Below are 18,166 nucleotides of genomic sequence, written 5' to 3'. Positions count from 1 at the left end.
GGCCCAAAGGAGCACCAAAGGGGCACCAAGGCAGCGCTCAAAGGCTGGCGGCGTTAGAATCGCGGTCTCTCCCCGATTCGGACAAACCATCTCATGCGACCCAGCGGCCGCGCAGCCGATGCGCTGCGTTCCATCAGCCTTACCCGCCACTACACCCGCCACGCCGAAGGCTCCGTCCTGTGTGCCTTTGGCGATACCAAGGTGCTGTGCACCGCCAGCGTGCTGGCCAAGGTGCCGCCGCACAAGAAGGGCAGCGGCGAAGGCTGGGTCACGGCCGAATACGGCATGCTGCCGCGCGCCACGCACACCCGCTCGGACCGCGAGGCCGCGCGCGGCAAGCAGACCGGCCGCACGCAGGAGATCCAGCGCCTGATCGGCCGCGCCATGCGCTCGGTGTTCGACCTGGCGGCGCTGGGCGAATACACGCTGCACCTGGACTGCGACGTGCTGCAGGCCGACGGCGGCACCCGCACCGCTGCCATCACCGGCGCCTTTGTCGCCGCGCATGACGCGGTTTCCGCCATGCTGCGCGATGGCCTGATCGCCGCCAGCCCGATCCGCGACTTTGTCGCCGCGGTCTCCGTCGGCATGGTCGACGGCGTGCCGGTGCTCGACCTCGACTATGCCGAGGACAGCAGCTGCGATACCGATATGAACGTGGTCATGACCGGCAGCGGCGGCTTTGTCGAGGTGCAGGGCACCGCCGAGGGTGCGCCCTTCAGCCGCGCCGACCTGGACGCGATGACGCGCCTGGCCGAAGCCGGCATCGCGCGCCTGGTGCAGCACCAGCGTGAAGCGCTCGGCCTGGCCTGAGGCAGGATCGACATGCAACGCCTGGTACTGGCCTCCAACAACCCCGGCAAGCTGCGCGAGTTCGGCACGCTGCTGGCGCCGCTCGGCTTTGACGTGGTGCCCCAGGGCGAACTGGGCATCCCCGAGGCCGAAGAACCCTTTGCCACCTTCGTCGAGAACGCACTCGCCAAGGCGCGCCATGCCAGCCGCCTGGCCGGCCTGCCCGCACTCGCGGACGATTCCGGCATTTGCGTGCAGGCGCTGGACGGCGCGCCCGGCGTCTATTCGGCGCGCTACGCGCAGATGGCGGGCAAGGCCAAGTCGGATGCGGCCAACAACGCGCACCTGGTGTCGCAGCTCGCCGGCAAGCTGAACCGCCACGCATACTACTACTGCGTGCTGGTATTCGTGCGCCACGCGGAAGACCCGTGCCCGGTCATTGCCGAAGGCCTTTGGCACGGCGAAGTCGTCGACGCACCGCGCGGCGCGGGTGGCTTTGGCTACGACTCGCATTTCCTGCTGCCGGGCGCGGGCAAGACTGCTGCCGAGTTGTCGCCCGAGGAGAAGAACGCGGTCAGTCACCGTGCGCAGGCGTTGCGCGCACTGGTTGCACGGCTGCAGGCCGAGGCCGCGGAGAGCCCAGGCCAATGATCCCGATCATACCGGCCGGCAGCGCGCCGACCGCTTCCGCCACGCCCGTCGACAGCAAGCAGCTCTGGCTCAAGCCCGGGCAGATCAGCCTGCCCGGCTCGCCGCCGCTGTCGCTGTACGTGCATATCCCGTGGTGCGTGCGCAAGTGCCCGTATTGCGATTTCAACTCGCATGCGGCGCCGGGTGCCGACAACCACGAGATCCCGGAGGACATCTACCTGGACGCGTTGCGCGCGGACCTGGAGCAGTCGCTACCGCTGGTGTGGGGCCGGCCGGTGCATACGGTCTTTATCGGCGGCGGCACGCCCAGCTTGCTGTCGGCCGCGGGCATGGACCGGTTGCTGTCGGATATCCGCGCGCTGCTGCCGCTTGATGCCGATGCCGAGATCACGATGGAGGCGAACCCCGGCACCTTCGAGGCCGACAAATTCGCCAGCTATCGCGCCAGCGGCATCAACCGGCTGTCGATCGGGATCCAGAGTTTCAAAGACCGCCACCTGCAGGCGCTCGGCCGCATCCACGGCGGCGCGGAAGCGCGCAAGGCGATCGAGATCGCGCAGGCGAGCTTTGACAACATCAACCTCGATTTGATGTATGCGCTGCCGGGACAGACGCTGGAGGAATGCAGGCAGGATCTGGAGACCGCTCTCTCGTATGGCACTACGCACCTGTCGCTGTACCACCTGACGCTGGAGCCGAACACGCTGTTCGCCAAGTTTCCGCCTGCATTGCCGGATGACGACAGCGCGTATGAGATGCAGGACCTGATCGAGGCGCGCACGGCGGAAGCTGGCTATCGGCACTACGAGACTTCGGCCTACGCCAGGGCGCATCGCGAGGCGCGCCACAATCTTAACTACTGGCGCTTTGGCGACTATTTAGGGATCGGCGCGGGTGCGCACGGCAAGTTGTCGTTCCCGCATCGTGTGTTGCGCCAGATGCGGCACAAGCATCCGGCTACCTACATGGCGCAGGCGCTGGCTGGCAATGCCGTGCAGGAAGCGCGGGATGTCGGGGCGGATGAGTTGCCGTTTGAGTTCATGCTCAATGCGCTGCGGCTGACTGATGGTGTGCCTGCGTCAAGCTTTCATGACTACACCGGGTTGCCGCTGCATACGATCAGCAAGCAGTTGGCTGAGGCGGAGACGAAGGGGTTGTTGGAAGCGGATCTGACTGTCATCCGGCCGACTGAGCTTGGAAGGCGGTTTTTGAATGACTTGCAGGAAATGTTTTTGAAGGATTGAAGGGGGCCGTCGAGCATCTACCAGACACATGCCAAAAAAAGGGCCACGCACCCGCAGCCCTTTAGATTCTGGCAAACGTCAGACCGACACGTCAGTACGGCGTCGCCATGTCGTTAGCCACCCGCGCCCGCATGCCGACCTGCAAATTACCCAGGTTCGACTGCGTCACCGTCGCCACGCGACCATCATCGAGCCGCACATTCACCCGATACGCAGTCTGCGTACTGCTGCCCGCGCGCTTCTCGATCTGGTTGCCAGCCACGGCGCCGACCACTGCACCGCCGATGGTAGCCGCAGTCTGCCCACGCCCGCCGCCGACCTGATGGCCCAGCAGGCCGCCGGCGGCACCGCCGATGACCGTGCCCAGAATGCCTGAGCTGCCCTGCGTGTTGGTGATCGGCTCGATCGATTCCACGCGGCCGTAATACACCGCACCGGCAGGTGCCTGCGAGGTGTTGGGCGTCTGGTAGCCCGGAGGCGGCGCGTTATAGCCGGTGTTGCTGTAGCCGCCGCTATACGGCGCAGCACAACCAGCCAGCACCGCGACGGCGGTAGCGGCCGGAACAATCAGCCATTTCTTGCTATGGATTCGCATTTTGAGTTCTCCTCTGTTGCCAGGCGAAAGCCGGGAATGCGGCACACGCCGCTGCACCCGGCACGCCAATATGAGCGATGCCGGCATGAGAAGGTTCCGCCATGTCAGACGGACGCCGACATCCGCGGCCGCAAGTGTGGCAGGAAGTTTACGCAGGCATCGATGCCGCACTGCAAGACCACCATCGTTGCACGCGGGCCTTGTATAATGCGCGACCTGACCGTCAGGTCGGCAGGCAACGATGCGCGAAACGGGCCACCCTTTCGCGCTACAATGCCCGCACTTTCCGGAAGCGTGGCCGAGTGGTTTAAGGCAGCAGTCTTGAAAACTGCCGATGGGGTGACCCATCCGTGAGTTCGAATCTCACCGCTTCCGCCAGACAGCAAACGGCCCGCACCAGTCAACCGGTGCGGGCCGTTTTCACTTGGGATCGTCGTACAGCCCTTGCGTCAGCAGGCGGTACGCCTCGGCCTCTGAAATCTTAAGCCGGTACTTACACGCCAGCACGCGCGCCAGCCCATGTGCCGAACCCGGCGGGCTGTGCCGCAGTTGCTCGCGGTAGGCTTCCACTTCATAGCGCAGGCGCCAGCGCCGGCTGGCCAGGTAGAACACGCCCATCAGCCCCCAGCTGCGCCAGAACTGGCGCACATGGACCTTCTCATGCTCGATCAGCGCCTCGCTGGCGCCGGGGCGCAGCAGGATCAGCGGGCCGGGCGTAAAGCCGTCAAACCCGCGCGGGATCAGCCAGCGGGTTTCGACGACCAGGCACAACGGCGAGCGGCAGTAGCGGAGCATGCGTAAAGCATAGCGCGATCGGCGCTGTCCTGCGCTGGCCTCAGGCGGCCGCGCGCAGCGGTGCCGGTGCAGCGGCGGAAGGCATCGCAGCGGCGGAAGGCATCATCGCGGCCTGCCCGCGCGAACGGCCGGAGCTGAGGTAGCCCGCGATCGATTCCTGCGTGACCTCGCCCAGGTAGTCGCCGTCCGCGCCCATCACCGGCAGCCAGCTGGTGTTGTGCTGGTACATGCGCGACAGCACGATGCGCAGGTGCTCGTCGAACGCCGCGGTGACGGCGAACGGGCGCATCACCTCGCTGCACTGGCCCTTGCCCGAACGCGCATCGCGGCGCGTCACGTAGCCGAGCGCGCGCTGCGCGTCGTCCACCACCGGCAGGTGGCGCACGTCGGCGTCGTCCATCACACCCAACGCTTCGGCCAGCGGCATGTCGGGGCGGCAGCTCGGCGGCATGGTGGCGGCGTCGCCGGCGCGCACCAGCAGCAGGCGCTTGAGCGTGTTGTCATGGCCGACGAAGGCCTGCACGAACTCATCGGCCGGATGCGCCAGCAGCGCGTCGGGGTGGTCGAACTGCACCAGCTTGCCGCGGCGGAACACCGCGACCTTGTCGGCCAGCTTGATGGCTTCGTCGATATCGTGCGAAACCATGATCACGGTCTTGCCGAGCTGGCGCTGCATCTGCAGGAATTCGTTCTGGATGCTCTCGCGGTTGATCGGGTCGACCGCGCCGAAAGGCTCGTCCATCAACAGCACCGGCGCATCGGCCGCCAGCGCGCGGATCACGCCGATGCGCTGCTGCTGCCCGCCCGACAGCTCGCGCGGATAGCGGCTGAGCATCAGGTTGGGATCGAGCTGCACCATCGCCATCAGTTCGCGCGCGCGCTCGCGGCATTGCTTCTTGTCCCAGCCGAGCAGGCGCGGCACCACCATGATGTTCTCTTCGATGGTCATGTTGGGGAACAGGCCAATCTGCTGGATCACATAGCCGATCTTGCGGCGCAGGGTCACGCCGTCGATGCCGCGCGTGTCCTCGCCCTCGATGCGCACCGTGCCCGAGGTCGGCTCGATCAGCCGGTTGATCATCTTCAGCGTGGTGGTCTTGCCGCAGCCCGACGGGCCCAGGAAGACGCAAATCTCGCCGCTCGGCACCTTCAGCGACACGGCATCCACCGCGCGCACTTCAGTGCCGTTCTTTTGCGGGAAGGACTTGGTGAGTTGTTCGAGTTCGATCATAGACGGATCCCCTTCGGCGTCAGCGCCCGCTGCAACCACTGCAGGAAGGCGTCCGCCACGATGGCGAGCAGGCTGACCAGGACCGCGCCCACGGCCAGCTTGCTCATGTTGCTCTGGCTGATCGCCTGCAGGATCAGCACCCCAAGGCCACCCGCGCCGATGATGGCGGCAATGGTGGCAACCCCGATATTCATCACCACGGCGGTACGCACGCCGCCGAGGATCACCGGCACCGCCAGCGGCAGGTCCACCAGCCGCATGCGCTGCCAGGTGGTCATGCCGATGCCGCGGCCCGCTTCCTGGATGCCGGGGTCGACATTGGCCAGGGCGGTGTAGGTATTGCGCATGATCGGCAGCAGCGAGTACAGGAACACCGCCGTCACCGCGGGCACGTAGCCGAGCGCGTGGCCGAAGCGCGCGAAGATCGGGATCATCAGCCCGAACAGCGCGATCGACGGCAGCGTCAGCACGATCGTCGCCAGCGCCAGCAGCGGCGTGGCGAGCGCGCGGAAGCGCGTGATCACGATGCCCAGCGGCACCCCGATCAGGATCGCCAGCCCCACTGCCGAGCCCACCAGCGCCAGGTGCTCGCCGGTCATTTTCAGCAGCGTGGGCCAGCTGTGTTGCAGGTACGAGATCAAGTCCATGCCGCCCTCCTCAGATCAGTCCGTGGCGGCGCAGGAAGTCCTCCGCGACCTTGTCCACCGGCTGTTGGCCGATGTCAACCTTGTAGTTCATGTCGGTCATGCTCTCGTTGTCGAGCTTGGCCGCCAGCGCATTGAGCAGACCCGCCAGTTCCGGATGCTTGTCGAGCACGGGCTTGCGCACCACCGGCACGGCGTTGTACGGCGGGAAGAAATGCAGGTCGTCTTCCAGCAGCACCAGGTCGAAGCCCTTGACGCGGCCATCGGTCGCATAGACCAGGCCCAGTTCCACCTGGTTGTTCTTCAGCGCCGTGTAGACCAGGCCCGGGTCGAGCTGGATCACGTCGCGGCGCGAGAACGGCAGCTTGTACAGCGCCTTGAGCGGCTCCAGCCCGTCCGGGCGCGCGGCGAATTCCATGTCGACCGCGAACGGATGGCTGGCGTCGGGGCCGGCCTTGCGCATCTGCTCGGCAAAGGCCGACAGCGTGGTCACGCCGCTGGCCGCCGCGCGTTCCTTCGGCATCGCCAGTGCGTAGGTGTTGTTGATGTTGGAAGCATCCAGCCACACCAGCCCGCGCGCGCCGTCCATCTGCTTGACGCGTTCGTAGCTTTCCTTGGCCCCCAGCTTTTCCTGGACCTTGTTGAACACGATCAGCGCGGTGCCGGTGTAGTCCCAGACCACGTCGAGCTGGTTGCTCTCCATGGCCTGGCGCATCAGCGTGCTGCCCAGGCCGGCGGTCAGTTCGGTGGTGAAGCCCTTGGCGCGCAGGTACTTCGACGTCATCGACGACAGCAGCAGCTGCTCGGTGAAGTTCTTGCCGCCCACGCGGATCGGCGTGGCTTCGGCATGCGCGTCAGGCGCAGTGGCCAGCGCCAGGCCCGCGGCAAAAGCCGTGACGGCAGCCACGACCATGGCGATACGCCGGGCACGGCGGCGGATGAATTGCATGTGGTTTTTCATATCGGCCCCAGGATCAGCGCGCCAGCCCGCGGCGGCGCAGGTACATCTGCCCGGCGGCGGCGAAGAGCGCGTCCAGGGCCAGCGCCAGCAGCGCCGTGGCGGCCGCGCCCAGCAGCAGCAGCGACTGGTTGTTCAGGTAGATGCCCGGGAAGATCAGTTCGCCCAGGCTGTTGGCGCCGATCAGGAACGACAGCGGCACCGTGCCCACGTTGATGACCAGGCTGATGCGGATGCCGGCCAGCATCACCGGCAGCGCGTTGGGCAGTTCCACGCGCAGCAACCGCTGCACCGGAGTCATGCCGATGCCGCGCGCCGCTTCCAGCAGTGTGGGCGAAACCGTGCGCAGCCCTTCATAGGTGTTGCGCACGATCGGCAGCAGCGAGGCCAGCCACAGCGCCAGGATCGCAGGCCGCTCGCCGATGCCGAGCGCGGCCAGCGCCAGTGCCAGCACCGCCAGCGACGGCACGGTATTGCCGACGTTGAAGATCTGCATCAGCCGGTCGGCCCAGCGGCGCATGCACGGCCGGCTCAGCGCGATTCCGGCAGGAATGCCGGTGGCCAGCGCCAGCGCCATGGACATCGCCACCAGCCGGAGGTGGTCGGCCACGTCGTAGAGCAGGCGCTCCTGATACTGCCGGATCACATCGACGCCGATCCACGCCACCAATGCGGCCAGTGCGGCAAGCGTCAGTCCTGCCCAGGCAAAAGCCCGTGCCGATTGCTTTGACATACTCTCCCCTCTTCCGGGTCAGAAAAGCGCGCGAGACGCCACTTCCGAACAGCGGAAAACAATTTGGGCTGGTGGTTGCGGAGATGGAGGCGCCACCGGCCCAGTTCAGATTGCATTGCCGCCATGACCGGCAGGGTTGCCGGCGGACGGTCTGTGGGCTCCACCGCCGGTGACGGAGAGCCCGATTGACGGGATGCCGGTGCCAGGCACGGGCAGTCCCTGAAGCGGCGCAACCGGCAAGCAATCGGTAAGCGATTGGCGTAAGGCTCGGTTGGCCAGTGGCAGCGCAAGTATTGAAGGTTTTGGGCGCGCCGCCGAATCCATTGGCCGTTGACTGGCAAGGGCTGGCGGGGTTTTCCCTTACCTTGCTTCTTGCGTCAACGGATGACAAAGAGAGCGCTATTATAGCGATCTTCATCGATCTTGTCATCTTCCCGCTTTCTGGCGCCAATTTGGCGTCAACTTCGGGGCGTTACGCGCCCTCTCCAGCACGCACCGGCGCCCGTTCCGGCGCGCCGGGGATCGTTCTGAATTTGGCCGGCAAGTCCGAGCAAATCGATACACGGATAGAACAATCTGTTCCCGGCCGACCCTCTACTCTTTCCCAGCCAAACCACTAAATTGACGAGGTAGCTGAAACGACGGGAAGCACGGCGCAACCGGCCGGTGCAACCCGCCCACAGGAGAAAGACATGGACACCCGTACCACCCTTGCCACCGCTCCCGCCACCGCCGCGGAAACCGTGCAACGCTCGCGCGCCGTGGACCGCGTCGTGCGGGGCATCGCCACCTCGGACGGCGCCGGCGTCAAGCTGACACGCGTGCTGACGCAGAACCTGCAACGCCGGCTGGACCCGTTCCTGATGCTCGATGCCTTCGGCACCGACAGCAAGGACGACTACATCGGCGGCTTCCCCGATCACCCGCACCGCGGCTTCGAGACCATCACCTATATGCTGGCCGGCCGCATGCGCCATCGCGACAGCGCTGGCAACGAGGGCCTTCTGCAAAACGGCGGCGCGCAGTGGATGGTGGCGGGCTCAGGCGTGGTGCACTCGGAAATGCCCGAGCAGGAAGACGGCCGCATGGAAGGCTTCCAGCTGTGGCTGAACCTGCCGGCCGCGGACAAGATGACCGCGCCGTGGTACCGCGACCTGCCGTCCGCAGAGATTCCCACGGTGGCACTGGACAACGGCGGCACAGTGCGCGTGCTGGCGGGCGCCACGCACGGCGTGGCCGGCGCGATCACGCGGCCTGTGACCGAACCGGTCTACCTGGACGTCCACCTGCCAGCCGGGCAGACCTTCGCGCAGGCGCTGCCGGACGGGCACAACGCCTTTGCCTATGTGTACCGGGGCGAGGTGTCGATCGGTGACGGCGACGACCGCGCCGTGCTCGAGGCCCAGCGCATGGGGGTGCTGGACAATGCCGGCGTGGCCGACGGCGTCATCGTCCGGGCCGAGTCCGACGCGCGCTTCCTGCTGATCGCCGGCAAGCCGCTGAACGAGCCGATCGCGCAGTACGGCCCGTTCGTGATGAACACGCAGGAGCAGATCTACCAGACGCTGGCGGATTTCCGCGACGGGCGCTTCGCCACCATCCCGGCCGCGACCGGGGCCTGACGCCGTCCGTAGCGGCTAGCAGGCTGCAAGCCGCCGCCTCCGCAAGGGGGCGGCGGCTTTTTTCATGCTGTGGCCGGCATGCGACTTGCAACCTGTCTGCAACCGTTGCAGGGCATGGAAAGTCACCGCATTCGGCCCGTCCGGACCCCGCTCACTTATATAATTCACCACCAATATCTGGCATCACGAATTCATGATGAATGCTGCAATGCGTCGCGGCGATGCTGCGCCACGCACTGCCGCGCTTCTGACTCGCCTTGTTCGCATTCCCCACGTTGCTGCCACTACAACAACCCGAGCCGCCTCAGTGACATCTCAACTCCCTCCCAGGCTGGCGCTGGCCCATATCAGCAAGCGCTACCCGGGCGTCGTCGCCAATGACGACGTCAGCCTCAGCGTCGCCCCCGGTGAAATCCACGCCGTGCTGGGTGAAAACGGCGCCGGCAAATCCACCCTGATGAAGATTATCTTCGGCGCAGTCCGGCCCGACGCCGGCGAAATGCACTTCAACGGGGAGCCGGTCAGCATCAACAGCCCGCACGATGCGCGCAACCTGGGCATCGCGATGGTGTTCCAGCACTTCTCGCTGTTCGACACGCTGACGGTGGCCGAGAACATCGCGCTCGGCCTGCCCATCGGGCAACAAGGCGGCATGAAGGAACTGGCCGAGCGTATCCGCGCAACTGCCGAGCGCTACGGCCTGCCGCTGGAACCCAACCGCCATGTGCATACGCTGTCGGTCGGCGAGCGCCAGCGCGTGGAGATCGTGCGCGCACTGCTGGCCAACCCGCAACTGCTGATCCTGGACGAGCCCACGTCAGTGCTGACGCCGCAGGCCGTCGAAACGCTCTTTGTCACACTGCGCCAACTCGCGGCCGAAGGCACCAGCATCCTCTACATCAGCCACAAGCTCGACGAGATCCGCGCGCTGTGCCATCACGCCACCGTGATGCGCATGGGCAAGGTCACCGGCGTGTGCGATCCGCGCCAGGAAACCGCGGCTTCGCTGTCGCGGCTGATGATCGGCGGCGAGCCCCCGCGCGAGGCGCGCGTGGCCGCGGAGCGCGGCCCGGTGCGGCTGAGCGTGCAGGATCTGTCGCTGCCGCGCACGCATGCGTTTGCGACCGAGCTGAACCGGATCTCGCTGGATGTTCATGCGGGCGAGATCGTCGGCATCGCCGGTGTGTCCGGCAACGGCCAACAGGAACTGCTGGCGGCGCTGTCTGGCGAGGACACGCGCGCGGACAACGTATCCGTGCAACTCGGCGGCAAGCCGGTGGGCAGGCTCGACGCACGGCAGCGCCGCCGCGCCGGCCTGGCCTTCGTGCCGGAAGAGCGCCTGGGCCGCGGCGCGGTGCCGGGCATGAGCCTGTCGACCAATATCCTGCTGTCGCACCAGACGCCCCCCTATGTTCGGCAAGGCATGATCTCGCCGAAGGCCGCCACCGGGCTCGCCGCGACGGTGATCAACCGCTTCCGCGTCAAGGCCAGCGGACCCGAGGCGCTCGCACGCAGCCTCTCTGGCGGCAACCTGCAGAAATTCATCGTCGGCCGCGAGATCGAGAGCGGCCCGAAGGTACTGATCGTGGCGCAACCGACCTGGGGCGTGGACGTGGGCGCCGCGGCGCAGATCCACAACGAGATCCTGGCGCTGAAGGCCACCGGCTGCGCCATCCTGGTGGTGTCGGAAGAACTGGACGAACTGTTCGCGATCTGCGACCGGCTGCACGTGATCGCCAAGGGCCGGCTGTCGCCGTCGGTGCCGACCGAGACCGCCACGCGCGAACAGGTTGGCCTGTGGATGAGCGGACTGTGGGATGGCGGACCCGCCCAGGCGCAAACGAGCGCGGAGGTCGCAAGCCATGGCTGAGATGCGACACCTGCTGCCCCGCTCCCCCATTACGCTGGCGCCGCGCGGCCTGCCGTCGCGCGGCATGGCCTATGCGTCGCCGGTGATCGCGCTGGCGCTGACGCTCTTGTTCGGCGCGCTGCTGTTCCTGGTGCTCGGCAAGGACCCTGTGGCCGCGCTCAAGGTCTTCCTGGCCGATCCGCTGCGCGACAAGCGCGCCATCGGTGAAGTACTGCTCAAGACCGTGCCGCTGGTGCTGTGCGCGCTCGGCCTGTCGGTCTGCTACCGGGCCAATGTGTGGAACATCGGCGCCGACGGGCAACTGATCGCCGGCGGTATCTTTGCCGGCGCCACGGTGTTGTATTTCGATGTGCCGGGCCAGACCATCAACGGCACCGTGGTGCTGGTGCTGGCCTCGCTCGCCGGCATCGTCGGCGGCATGCTGTGGGCCTCGATCACCGCGCTACTCAAAGACAGGTTCAACGCCAACGAGATCCTGGTCTCGCTGATGCTGACCTATATCGCGCAGCAGCTGCTGCTGTGGGTGGTCAACGGGCCGCTGAAGGATCCTAACGGCATGAACTTCCCGCAGTCCAAGGTGTTCTCGTCCGAGTACCTGCTGCCCAACCTGATGTCTGGCTCGCGCCTGCACGCCGGCTTTGTGGTGATGCTGGTGCTGGTGGCGGTGATGACGGTGTTCGTGTTCCGCAGCTTTGCCGGCTACCGGCTGCAGGTCGGCGGCACCGCGCCGGCGGCGGCGCGCTACGCCGGCTTCTCGGCGCGCGGCGCGCTGTGGAGCGCGCTGCTGATCTCGGGCGCGACCGCGGGCCTGGCAGGCGCGTTCGAAGTGGTCGGCCCGATCGGGCAGCTGCTGCCGTCGATCTCGCCGGGCTACGGCTTTACCGCGATCATCGTCGCCTTTATCGGCCGGCTGCATCCGGTCGGTACCGTCTTTGGCGGCATCATGATGTCGCTGTTCTATATCGGCGGCGAGATGGCGCAGTCGCGCCTGGGCCTGCCGTCGGCCCTTGGCTGGGTGTTCCAGGGCATGCTGCTGTTCTTCCTGCTGGCCTGCGACACGCTGATCGAAAACCGCCTGCGCTGGCGCGCCACCGCCGCCTGAGCGGAGCATACAAAGAACATGGAACAACTCGCTCCCCTCATCGCCACCGCCATCAACGCGGGTACGCCGCTGCTGCTGGCCGCGCTTGGCCTGCTGGTCAACGAACGCTCGGGCGTGCTCAACCTGGGCGCCGAAGGCATGATGCTGGTCGCGGCGGTGGCCGGCTTCATGGTCGGCTACCAGACCCAGTCGCCGATGCTCGGCTTTGCCGCCGGCGCGCTCGCCGGCATGCTGATGGCCACGCTGTTCTCGTGGCTGGCGCTGGTGCTGGCCACCAACCAGGTCGCAACCGGGCTGGCGTTGTCGATCTTCGGTACCGGGCTGTCGGCCTTCATGGGCCAGCGCTTCGTCGGCTACGCCATGCCGGCACAGGCCAAGGCCGTGCCCGGACTGGCCGACCTGCCCTTCGTCGGGCCGGCGTTCTTCCAGCACCACTGGATGGTCTACTTCAGCCTGCTGCTGTGCATTGCCATCATGTGGTTCCTGTTCCGCACGCGCGCGGGGCTGACGCTGCGCGCGATCGGTGAATCGCCGGAATCGGCGCACGCGCTGGGCTATCCGGTGCGCACCATCCGCTTCGGCGCGCTGCTGTTCGGCGGCGCCTGCTGCGGGCTGGCGGGCGCCTACCTGTCGCTGGTCTATACCCCGATGTGGGTCGAGAACCTGGTCGCCGGCCGCGGCTGGATCGCGCTGGCGCTGACCACCTTTGCCACATGGCGCCCTGGCCGCGTGCTGGTGGGCGCGTGGCTGTTCGGCGGCGTCACCATCCTGCAGTTCTACCTGCAGGGGATCGGCGTGTCGGTGCCGTCGCAGTTCCTGTCGATGCTGCCGTACGCAGCCACCATCGTGGTGCTGGCGCTGATCTCGCGCAACCCGGCGTGGATCCGGCTGAACATGCCAGCCTCGCTGGGCAAGCCGTTCCGCCCCGGCAACGCCTGATTTTTCTGACGGAAATATCCCTGAGCCGCACCAACAATTCATCACAAGGAGAAATCATGATCGTCACGCGCAGGAAGACCCTGGCGGCCCTGGCCGCCACCGCACTGCTGGCCCTGGCCGGTTGCGGCAAGAAAGAGGCCGACAAGCCTGCCGAGACGGCAGGCCCGGCCTCCCCGCCCGCTGCCGAGCAGAAGGCCGAGCCGCTCAAGGTCGCCTTCGTGTACATCGGGCCGGTGGGCGATGCCGGCTGGACCTTTGCGCATGACAATGGCCGCAAGGCCGTGGAAGCTAAGTTCGGCGACAAGGTCAAGACCACCTTCGTCGAGAACGTGCCCGAATCCGCCGCCGACGCCGAGCGCGTGTTCCGCGACCTGGCCAGCCAGGGCAACAAGCTGATCTTCGGCACCACCTTCGGCTACATGGAGTCGATGCTCAAGGTCGCCAAGGAATTCCCGGACGTCAAGTTCGAACACGCCACGGGCTTCAAGACCGCCGAGAACCTGGCCCAGTACGACGTGCGCACCTATGAAGGCGCGTACCTGGCGGGCGTGGTCGCCGGCAAGATGAGCAAGACCGGCAAGATGGGCGTGGTGGCCTCGGTGCCGATCCCCGAGGTGATCCGCAATATCGACTCGTTCACGCTGGGCGCGCGCAGCGTCAACCCCAACGCCACGGTCAAGGTGGTGTGGGTCAACAAGTGGTTCGATCCGGGCAAGGAGCGCGAAGCCGCTACCACGCTGATCGGCCAGGGCGTGGACATGCTGATGCAGAACACCGACTCCGCCGCCGTGGTGCAGACCGCGCAGGAGAAGGGCGTGTATGCCTTCGGCTGGGACAGCGACATGACCAAGTTCGGCGAGAAGGCCCACCTGGCCGCCTCTGTGATCTCGTGGGGCGTCTACTACAACAAGGTGGTCGAAGACGTGCTGAACAAGCAGTGGAAGAATGGCACCACCTGGTGGGGCCTGAAGGAAGGCATGATCGACCTGAAGGCGTTCAACACGATCGTGCCTGAGGACGTCAAGAAGCTGGTCGAGGAGCGCAAGAAGGGCATCGCCGATGGCAGCGCGCCGATCTGGAAGGGTCCGATCAAGGACAACACCGGCAAGGAGCAACTGGCCAAGGACCAGGTTGCCGACGACGGCTTCCTGCATGGCGTGAAGTTCTACGTCGAGGGCGTGGAAGGCAAGATCCCGGGCTGATTGCCGGTGCACCAAAGCAGCCCGAGCTAGCCTCAGCAAGGTGTTCTCCCTCTCCCCTCAGGGGGAGAGGACCCGCCAGCCCTGGAAACACCCAAGGCATCTCCATGCACCTCCGGAACTTGAAGCCGTCCACAATGGCCCAAGCTATCTGCGTATGCGCCAGTGTCAGGCGCCGCCATGTGAAGGAGGCCTCTCATGTTGAAGCGATTTTCGGCCCTGTGGACGCTGGTTCGTCGCGACGGCCGCCTGTTCTGGTACGCGCTGCGCCACCCGGATGCGCCGGCATGGCTGAAGCCCGCCGCGCTCGGATTGCTGTTCTATGCGATCTCGCCGATCGACATCATTCCCGACGTGGTTGCGGGGCTCGGCATCGTTGACGACGTGGTGCTGATCCCGCTGGCGGTACACCTGATCCTGAAGCGCCTGCCGCCGCATATTCTGCGCCAGGCGGAGTCGCGCGCCGCCGCCACCACGGTCCGGCCGCGCTGACGGCGTCGCACCAAAAGAAAAGCCCCGGGGCTGCGAACTGCACCCCGGGGCTTTTGCATGCCTGCGTGACCGGTGATCAGTTGGGCAGCAGGATGGTCGAGCCAGTGGTCTTGCGCGACTCCAGGTCGCGGTGCGCCTGCGCCACCTCGGACAGCGCGTAGCGCTGGCGGATGTCGATCTTGACCTTGCCGGTGGTCACGGCATCGAACAGGTCGGCCACCATCGGCTCCAGCAGTTCGCGGTGCACCACGTAGGTCATCAGCGTGGGGCGCGTCAGGCGCAGCGAACCCTTGTTGCCCAGCACCGAGAGATCGAACGGCGGCACCGGGCCCGAGGCGTTGCCGAAGCTGACCATGGTGCCGCGCGGCGCCAGGCAGTCAAGCGAACCCTGGAAGGTGTCCTTGCCGATCGAGTCATACACCGCCGGCACGCCCTTGCCGTTGGTGATCTCCTTGACGCGGTCGACGAACGATTCGCGCGTATAGACGATGGTGTGGGCGCAGCCGTTGGCGCGCGCCAGTTCCGCCTTTTCGTCGCTGCCCACGGTGCCGATCACCGTCACGCCCAGCGCCTTGAGCCACTGGCTGGCGATCAGGCCGACGCCGCCGGCGGCCGCGTGCAGCAGTACCGTATCGCCCGGCTGCACCTTGTAGCTGTCGCGGATCAGGTACTGCGCGGTCAGGCCCTGCAGCATCATTGCGGCGGCGGTGTCGAACGGGATCGCGTCGGACAGCCGCACCACGATATCGGCCGGCATCACGCGCACCTGCGCATACGCGCCGGTGGGACGGCCGGCATAGGCCACGCGGTCGCCGACGCTCAGGTGCTTGACCCCATCGCCCACCGCCTCGACCACGCCGGCGCCTTCCATTCCCAGCCCCGCCGGCAGCGGCTGCTTGTACAGCCCGGTGCGGAAATAGACGTCGATGTAGTTCAGGCCCACCGCCTCATGGCGCACGCGCACCTGGCCGGGGCCGGGCTCTCCCACTTCGACATCGACCCACTGCATCACTTCGGGACCGCCGGTCTGTTCGATCCGGATGGCTTTGCTCATCTGCGTCGCTCCTCGTTATGGTGTTGCATCGATCTGGCGAAATCAGGCTGTCTTCGCTTCGTCGGCCATCTCACGGGTCAGGCCCGCGAGCAGCAGTTCGGCAGTGGCCACGTTGGTTGCGCACGGCACGTTGTGCACGTCGCAGGCGCGCACCAGCGCATTGATATCGGGTTCATGCGGCTGCGGCGTCATCGGGTCGCGCAGGAACACCACGGCGCGCACCAGGCCTTCAGCCAATTGCGCACCGATCTGCAGGTCGCCGCCCCACGGCCCCGACAACATGCGCGTCACCTCCAGCCCGACCTCGTCGATCAGGCGCCCGCCGGTGGTCCCGGTGGCCAGCAGCTCGCACTGCGAGAGAAACGCGCGGTGGCGCGTGGCGAAGGCGACGATATCGTCCTTCTTGTGGTCGTGAGCGATCAGCGCGATGCGGGGGCGAGTCATCAGTGTTTCCTTGTTGCGGGGTCGGTGAACTGCGGAATGCGGTAGCGTCAGAAGGTGCCCGGGTAGGCGCCGCCGTCGAGCAGCACGTTCTGGCCGGTGATGTAGCCGGCGTGGCGGCTGCACAGGAAGGCGCAGGTGGCACCGAACTCTGCCGGGTCGCCGAAGCGGCGCGACGGGTTCTGCGCGGCGCGGCGCTGCGCCACTTCATCCACGGTCAGGCCGGCCTTCTTGGCGCCGGCTTCCATGGTCTTGTGCAGGCGGTCGGTTTCGAACGGGCCGGGCAGCAGGTTGTTGATGGTCACGCCATGCTGCGCCACCTCGCGCGCGACGCCCGCGACAAAGCCGGTCAGGCCCGAGCGCGCGCCGTTGGACAGGCCCAGCACGTCGATCGGCGCCTTGACCGCGCCGCTGGTGATATTGATGATGCGGCCCCACTTGCGCGCGATCATGCCGTCCACGGTGGCCTTGATCAGCTCGATCGGGGTCAGCATGTTGGCGTCGAGCGCGGCCAGCCAGTCGTTGCGGTTCCAGTCGCGGAAGTTGCCCGGCGGCGGGCCGCCGGCGTTGTTGACCAGGATGTCGAGGTCGCCCAGCTTGGCCACCGCATCGAGCGCGGCCTTGCGGCCTTCCGGCGTGGTGATGTCGGTCGCCACCGCGATCACGCGGCGGCCATGGCGCGCGCGCAGGCCGGCGGCGGCCTTCTCCAGCGCCTCGGCGCCGCGCGCCACGATCACCACGTCGACGCCTTCAGCCGCCAGCGCATCGGCGCAGGCAAAGCCCAGGCCCTTGCTCGCGCCGCATACCAGCGCATGCTTGCCGCGCAGTCCCAGATCCATGTCTTTCTCCTTGTTTCGTTGTCGTTGGCAGGCCGGCTCCGCGCCGGCCCCGCATCATGATTTCTTTGCCGACAGCAGGTACATGCCGCCCAGCACCAGCGCGCTGCCGGCCAACTGCGCCCCGCTGACCGGCTCGCCCAGCAGCCAGAAGCCGAGGAACAGCGTCGACACCGGGCCGATCATGCCGGCCTGCGACGCCAGCGGCGCGCCGATGCGCGACACCGCCACCATGGTCAGCGAGACCGGCAGTACGGTGCAGAACACTGCATTGATGAGTGACAGCCACATCACCGGCGCGGGCTGCGCCAGTTCCGCCACCGGCCGCCCCAGCACCAGGTACTGGATCACGCAGCAGGCGGTGGACACGCACATCGCATACGCCACCAGCCGCAGCGAGCCGATGCGCCGCACCAGTTCGCCGCTCAGGATCAGGTAGATACCATACGTCATGGCACTGGCCAGTACCAGCGCGCCGCCCAGCCACACCTGGCTGCCGCTGACGTCCAGGTCATGCGCGAACACCAGCACGATGCCCGCGTACGCCAGCAGCAGCGAGACCCACTGGCGCCTGCCGATCGGCCGGCGGAACAGCAGCGCGGTAGTCAGCAGCACGAACGACGGCGTCAGGAACAGGATCAGCCGCTCCAGCCCGGCGGTGATGTATTGCAGGCCGATGAAATCGAGGAAGCTCGACAGGTAGTAGCCGATAAAGCCCAGGAACACCACGCGGCCGCGGTCGGCCCACGACAGTGGCGGCAGCCGGCGCGACTGCCACCAGCCGATCGCCATGAACAGCGGCACCGCGAACAGCATGCGCAGCGTGATCACCATGACGGCATCGACGTCGTAGCGGTACATCAGCTTGGCGACGATGGCCTTGGCGGAGAACAGCACCGCGCCGACGGCGGCGATGGCGAGCCCCGAGCGCTGCGGCGACGGCAGCGCGGCTGGCGCGGCGAGGGGCT

General features: G+C 66.8%; 20 protein-coding genes and 1 tRNA gene. 11 read left to right on the top strand and 10 right to left on the bottom strand.

Annotated elements, in window-relative coordinates:
- Positions 1-93: 93 nt before the first annotated feature.
- From rph to hemW, 3 genes are read left to right on the top strand one after another with little or no spacing between them, the layout of a single operon-like run.
- Positions 94-813, top strand: coding sequence for a ribonuclease PH (gene rph / locus ABNX08_RS04480; protein WP_022533971.1), 720 nt, complete (start codon positions 94-96; stop codon positions 811-813).
- Positions 814-825: 12 nt separating this feature from the next.
- Positions 826-1,443, top strand: a complete 618-nt coding sequence (gene rdgB / locus ABNX08_RS04475) for an RdgB/HAM1 family non-canonical purine NTP pyrophosphatase (protein ID WP_022533970.1) — start codon at positions 826-828, stop codon at positions 1,441-1,443.
- A complete protein-coding gene (hemW, locus tag ABNX08_RS04470) occupies positions 1,440-2,687 on the top strand; it encodes a radical SAM family heme chaperone HemW (protein ID WP_022533969.1) in 1,248 nt (415 codons plus the stop codon). Before rdgB ends, hemW begins: the two co-directional genes overlap by 4 nt.
- 91 nt (positions 2,688-2,778) lie before the next feature.
- On the opposite strand, the gene ABNX08_RS04465 is transcribed toward hemW, so the two are convergent.
- Positions 2,779-3,282 (bottom strand): glycine zipper 2TM domain-containing protein, encoded by a 504-nt coding sequence (locus ABNX08_RS04465; protein WP_022533968.1) that lies wholly within the window; start codon positions 3,280-3,282, stop codon positions 2,779-2,781.
- Positions 3,283-3,570: 288 nt separating this feature from the next.
- Here ABNX08_RS04465 and ABNX08_RS04460 point away from each other — a divergent pair.
- Positions 3,571-3,660: transfer RNA gene (locus ABNX08_RS04460), tRNA-Ser, on the top strand.
- Between the two features lie 42 nt (positions 3,661-3,702).
- Here the strand turns inward: ABNX08_RS04460 and ABNX08_RS04455 are convergent.
- The 5 genes from ABNX08_RS04455 to ABNX08_RS04435 are packed head-to-tail and all read right to left on the bottom strand — an operon-like array spanning position 3,703 to position 7,643.
- The gene (locus ABNX08_RS04455) at positions 3,703-4,077 is read right to left on the bottom strand and encodes a hypothetical protein (RefSeq protein ID WP_022533967.1); all 375 of its coding nucleotides are present in this window, start codon (positions 4,075-4,077) and stop codon (positions 3,703-3,705) included.
- A gap of 40 nt (positions 4,078-4,117) precedes the next feature.
- Positions 4,118-5,308: a betaine/proline/choline family ABC transporter ATP-binding protein gene (locus ABNX08_RS04450; RefSeq protein WP_022533966.1), complete on the bottom strand. Its 1,191-nt coding sequence runs from the start codon at positions 5,306-5,308 to the stop codon at positions 4,118-4,120.
- Positions 5,305-5,955: an ABC transporter permease gene (locus tag ABNX08_RS04445; RefSeq protein ID WP_022533965.1), complete on the bottom strand. Its 651-nt coding sequence runs from the start codon at positions 5,953-5,955 to the stop codon at positions 5,305-5,307. The genes ABNX08_RS04450 and ABNX08_RS04445 overlap by 4 nt, the downstream gene beginning before the upstream one ends.
- A 10-nt stretch (positions 5,956-5,965) precedes the next feature.
- Positions 5,966-6,901, bottom strand: coding sequence for a glycine betaine ABC transporter substrate-binding protein (locus tag ABNX08_RS04440; RefSeq protein ID WP_051369682.1), 936 nt, complete (start codon positions 6,899-6,901; stop codon positions 5,966-5,968).
- A gap of 25 nt (positions 6,902-6,926) precedes the next feature.
- On the bottom strand, positions 6,927-7,643 hold the full coding sequence (locus ABNX08_RS04435) for an ABC transporter permease (RefSeq protein WP_349609547.1): 717 nt from the start codon (positions 7,641-7,643) through the stop codon (positions 6,927-6,929).
- 278 nt (positions 7,644-7,921) lie between these two features.
- Between ABNX08_RS04435 and ABNX08_RS04430 the strand changes: the two genes are divergently transcribed.
- The 7 genes from ABNX08_RS04430 to ABNX08_RS04400 all read left to right on the top strand — a co-directional run bounded on the left by ABNX08_RS04430 (position 7,922) and on the right by ABNX08_RS04400 (position 14,867).
- Entirely contained in the window at positions 7,922-8,263 is a 342-nt protein-coding gene (locus ABNX08_RS04430) for a hypothetical protein (protein WP_349609549.1), read from the top strand.
- A 72-nt stretch (positions 8,264-8,335) separates the two neighbouring features.
- A complete protein-coding gene (locus ABNX08_RS04425; protein WP_349609551.1) occupies positions 8,336-9,265 on the top strand; it encodes a pirin family protein in 930 nt (309 codons plus the stop codon).
- A gap of 307 nt (positions 9,266-9,572) precedes the next feature.
- Complete coding sequence (locus ABNX08_RS04420; RefSeq protein ID WP_349609553.1) at positions 9,573-11,135, top strand: ABC transporter ATP-binding protein; 1,563 nt, start codon at positions 9,573-9,575, stop codon at positions 11,133-11,135.
- Positions 11,128-12,237, top strand: a complete 1,110-nt coding sequence (locus ABNX08_RS04415) for an ABC transporter permease (protein ID WP_349609555.1) — start codon at positions 11,128-11,130, stop codon at positions 12,235-12,237. Before ABNX08_RS04420 ends, ABNX08_RS04415 begins: the two co-directional genes overlap by 8 nt.
- A gap of 18 nt (positions 12,238-12,255) precedes the next feature.
- On the top strand, positions 12,256-13,176 hold the full coding sequence (locus tag ABNX08_RS04410) for an ABC transporter permease (protein ID WP_349609557.1): 921 nt from the start codon (positions 12,256-12,258) through the stop codon (positions 13,174-13,176).
- Between the two features lie 56 nt (positions 13,177-13,232).
- The gene (locus ABNX08_RS04405) at positions 13,233-14,378 is read left to right on the top strand and encodes a BMP family ABC transporter substrate-binding protein (RefSeq protein WP_022533958.1); all 1,146 of its coding nucleotides are present in this window, start codon (positions 13,233-13,235) and stop codon (positions 14,376-14,378) included.
- Positions 14,379-14,573: 195 nt separating this feature from the next.
- A complete protein-coding gene (locus tag ABNX08_RS04400) occupies positions 14,574-14,867 on the top strand; it encodes a YkvA family protein (protein ID WP_022533957.1) in 294 nt (97 codons plus the stop codon).
- A 76-nt stretch (positions 14,868-14,943) separates the two neighbouring features.
- Here the strand turns inward: ABNX08_RS04400 and ABNX08_RS04395 are convergent, their stop codons facing one another.
- From ABNX08_RS04395 to ABNX08_RS04380, 4 genes are read right to left on the bottom strand one after another with little or no spacing between them, the layout of a single operon-like run.
- Positions 14,944-15,921: a quinone oxidoreductase gene (locus ABNX08_RS04395; RefSeq protein WP_349609558.1), complete on the bottom strand. Its 978-nt coding sequence runs from the start codon at positions 15,919-15,921 to the stop codon at positions 14,944-14,946.
- A gap of 42 nt (positions 15,922-15,963) precedes the next feature.
- Positions 15,964-16,365 carry a methylglyoxal synthase gene (locus ABNX08_RS04390; RefSeq protein ID WP_022533955.1) on the bottom strand — a complete coding sequence of 134 codons (402 nt, stop codon included), beginning with the start codon at positions 16,363-16,365 and terminating at the stop codon, positions 15,964-15,966.
- A 47-nt stretch (positions 16,366-16,412) separates the two neighbouring features.
- Positions 16,413-17,201, bottom strand: a complete 789-nt coding sequence (locus ABNX08_RS04385; protein WP_022533954.1) for an SDR family oxidoreductase — start codon at positions 17,199-17,201, stop codon at positions 16,413-16,415.
- A gap of 54 nt (positions 17,202-17,255) precedes the next feature.
- Positions 17,256-18,143 carry a DMT family transporter gene (locus ABNX08_RS04380; RefSeq protein ID WP_041681271.1) on the bottom strand — a complete coding sequence of 296 codons (888 nt, stop codon included), beginning with the start codon at positions 18,141-18,143 and terminating at the stop codon, positions 17,256-17,258.
- Between the last annotated feature and the right edge of the window lie 23 nt (positions 18,144-18,166).

The organism is Cupriavidus sp. DF5525, from assembly GCF_040149425.2.
Lineage (GTDB): Bacteria > Pseudomonadota > Gammaproteobacteria > Burkholderiales > Burkholderiaceae > Cupriavidus > Cupriavidus pickettii_A.
The sequence above is the reverse complement of the archived record's forward strand: the minus strand, read 5'-3'. Positions and strand labels throughout refer to the sequence as shown.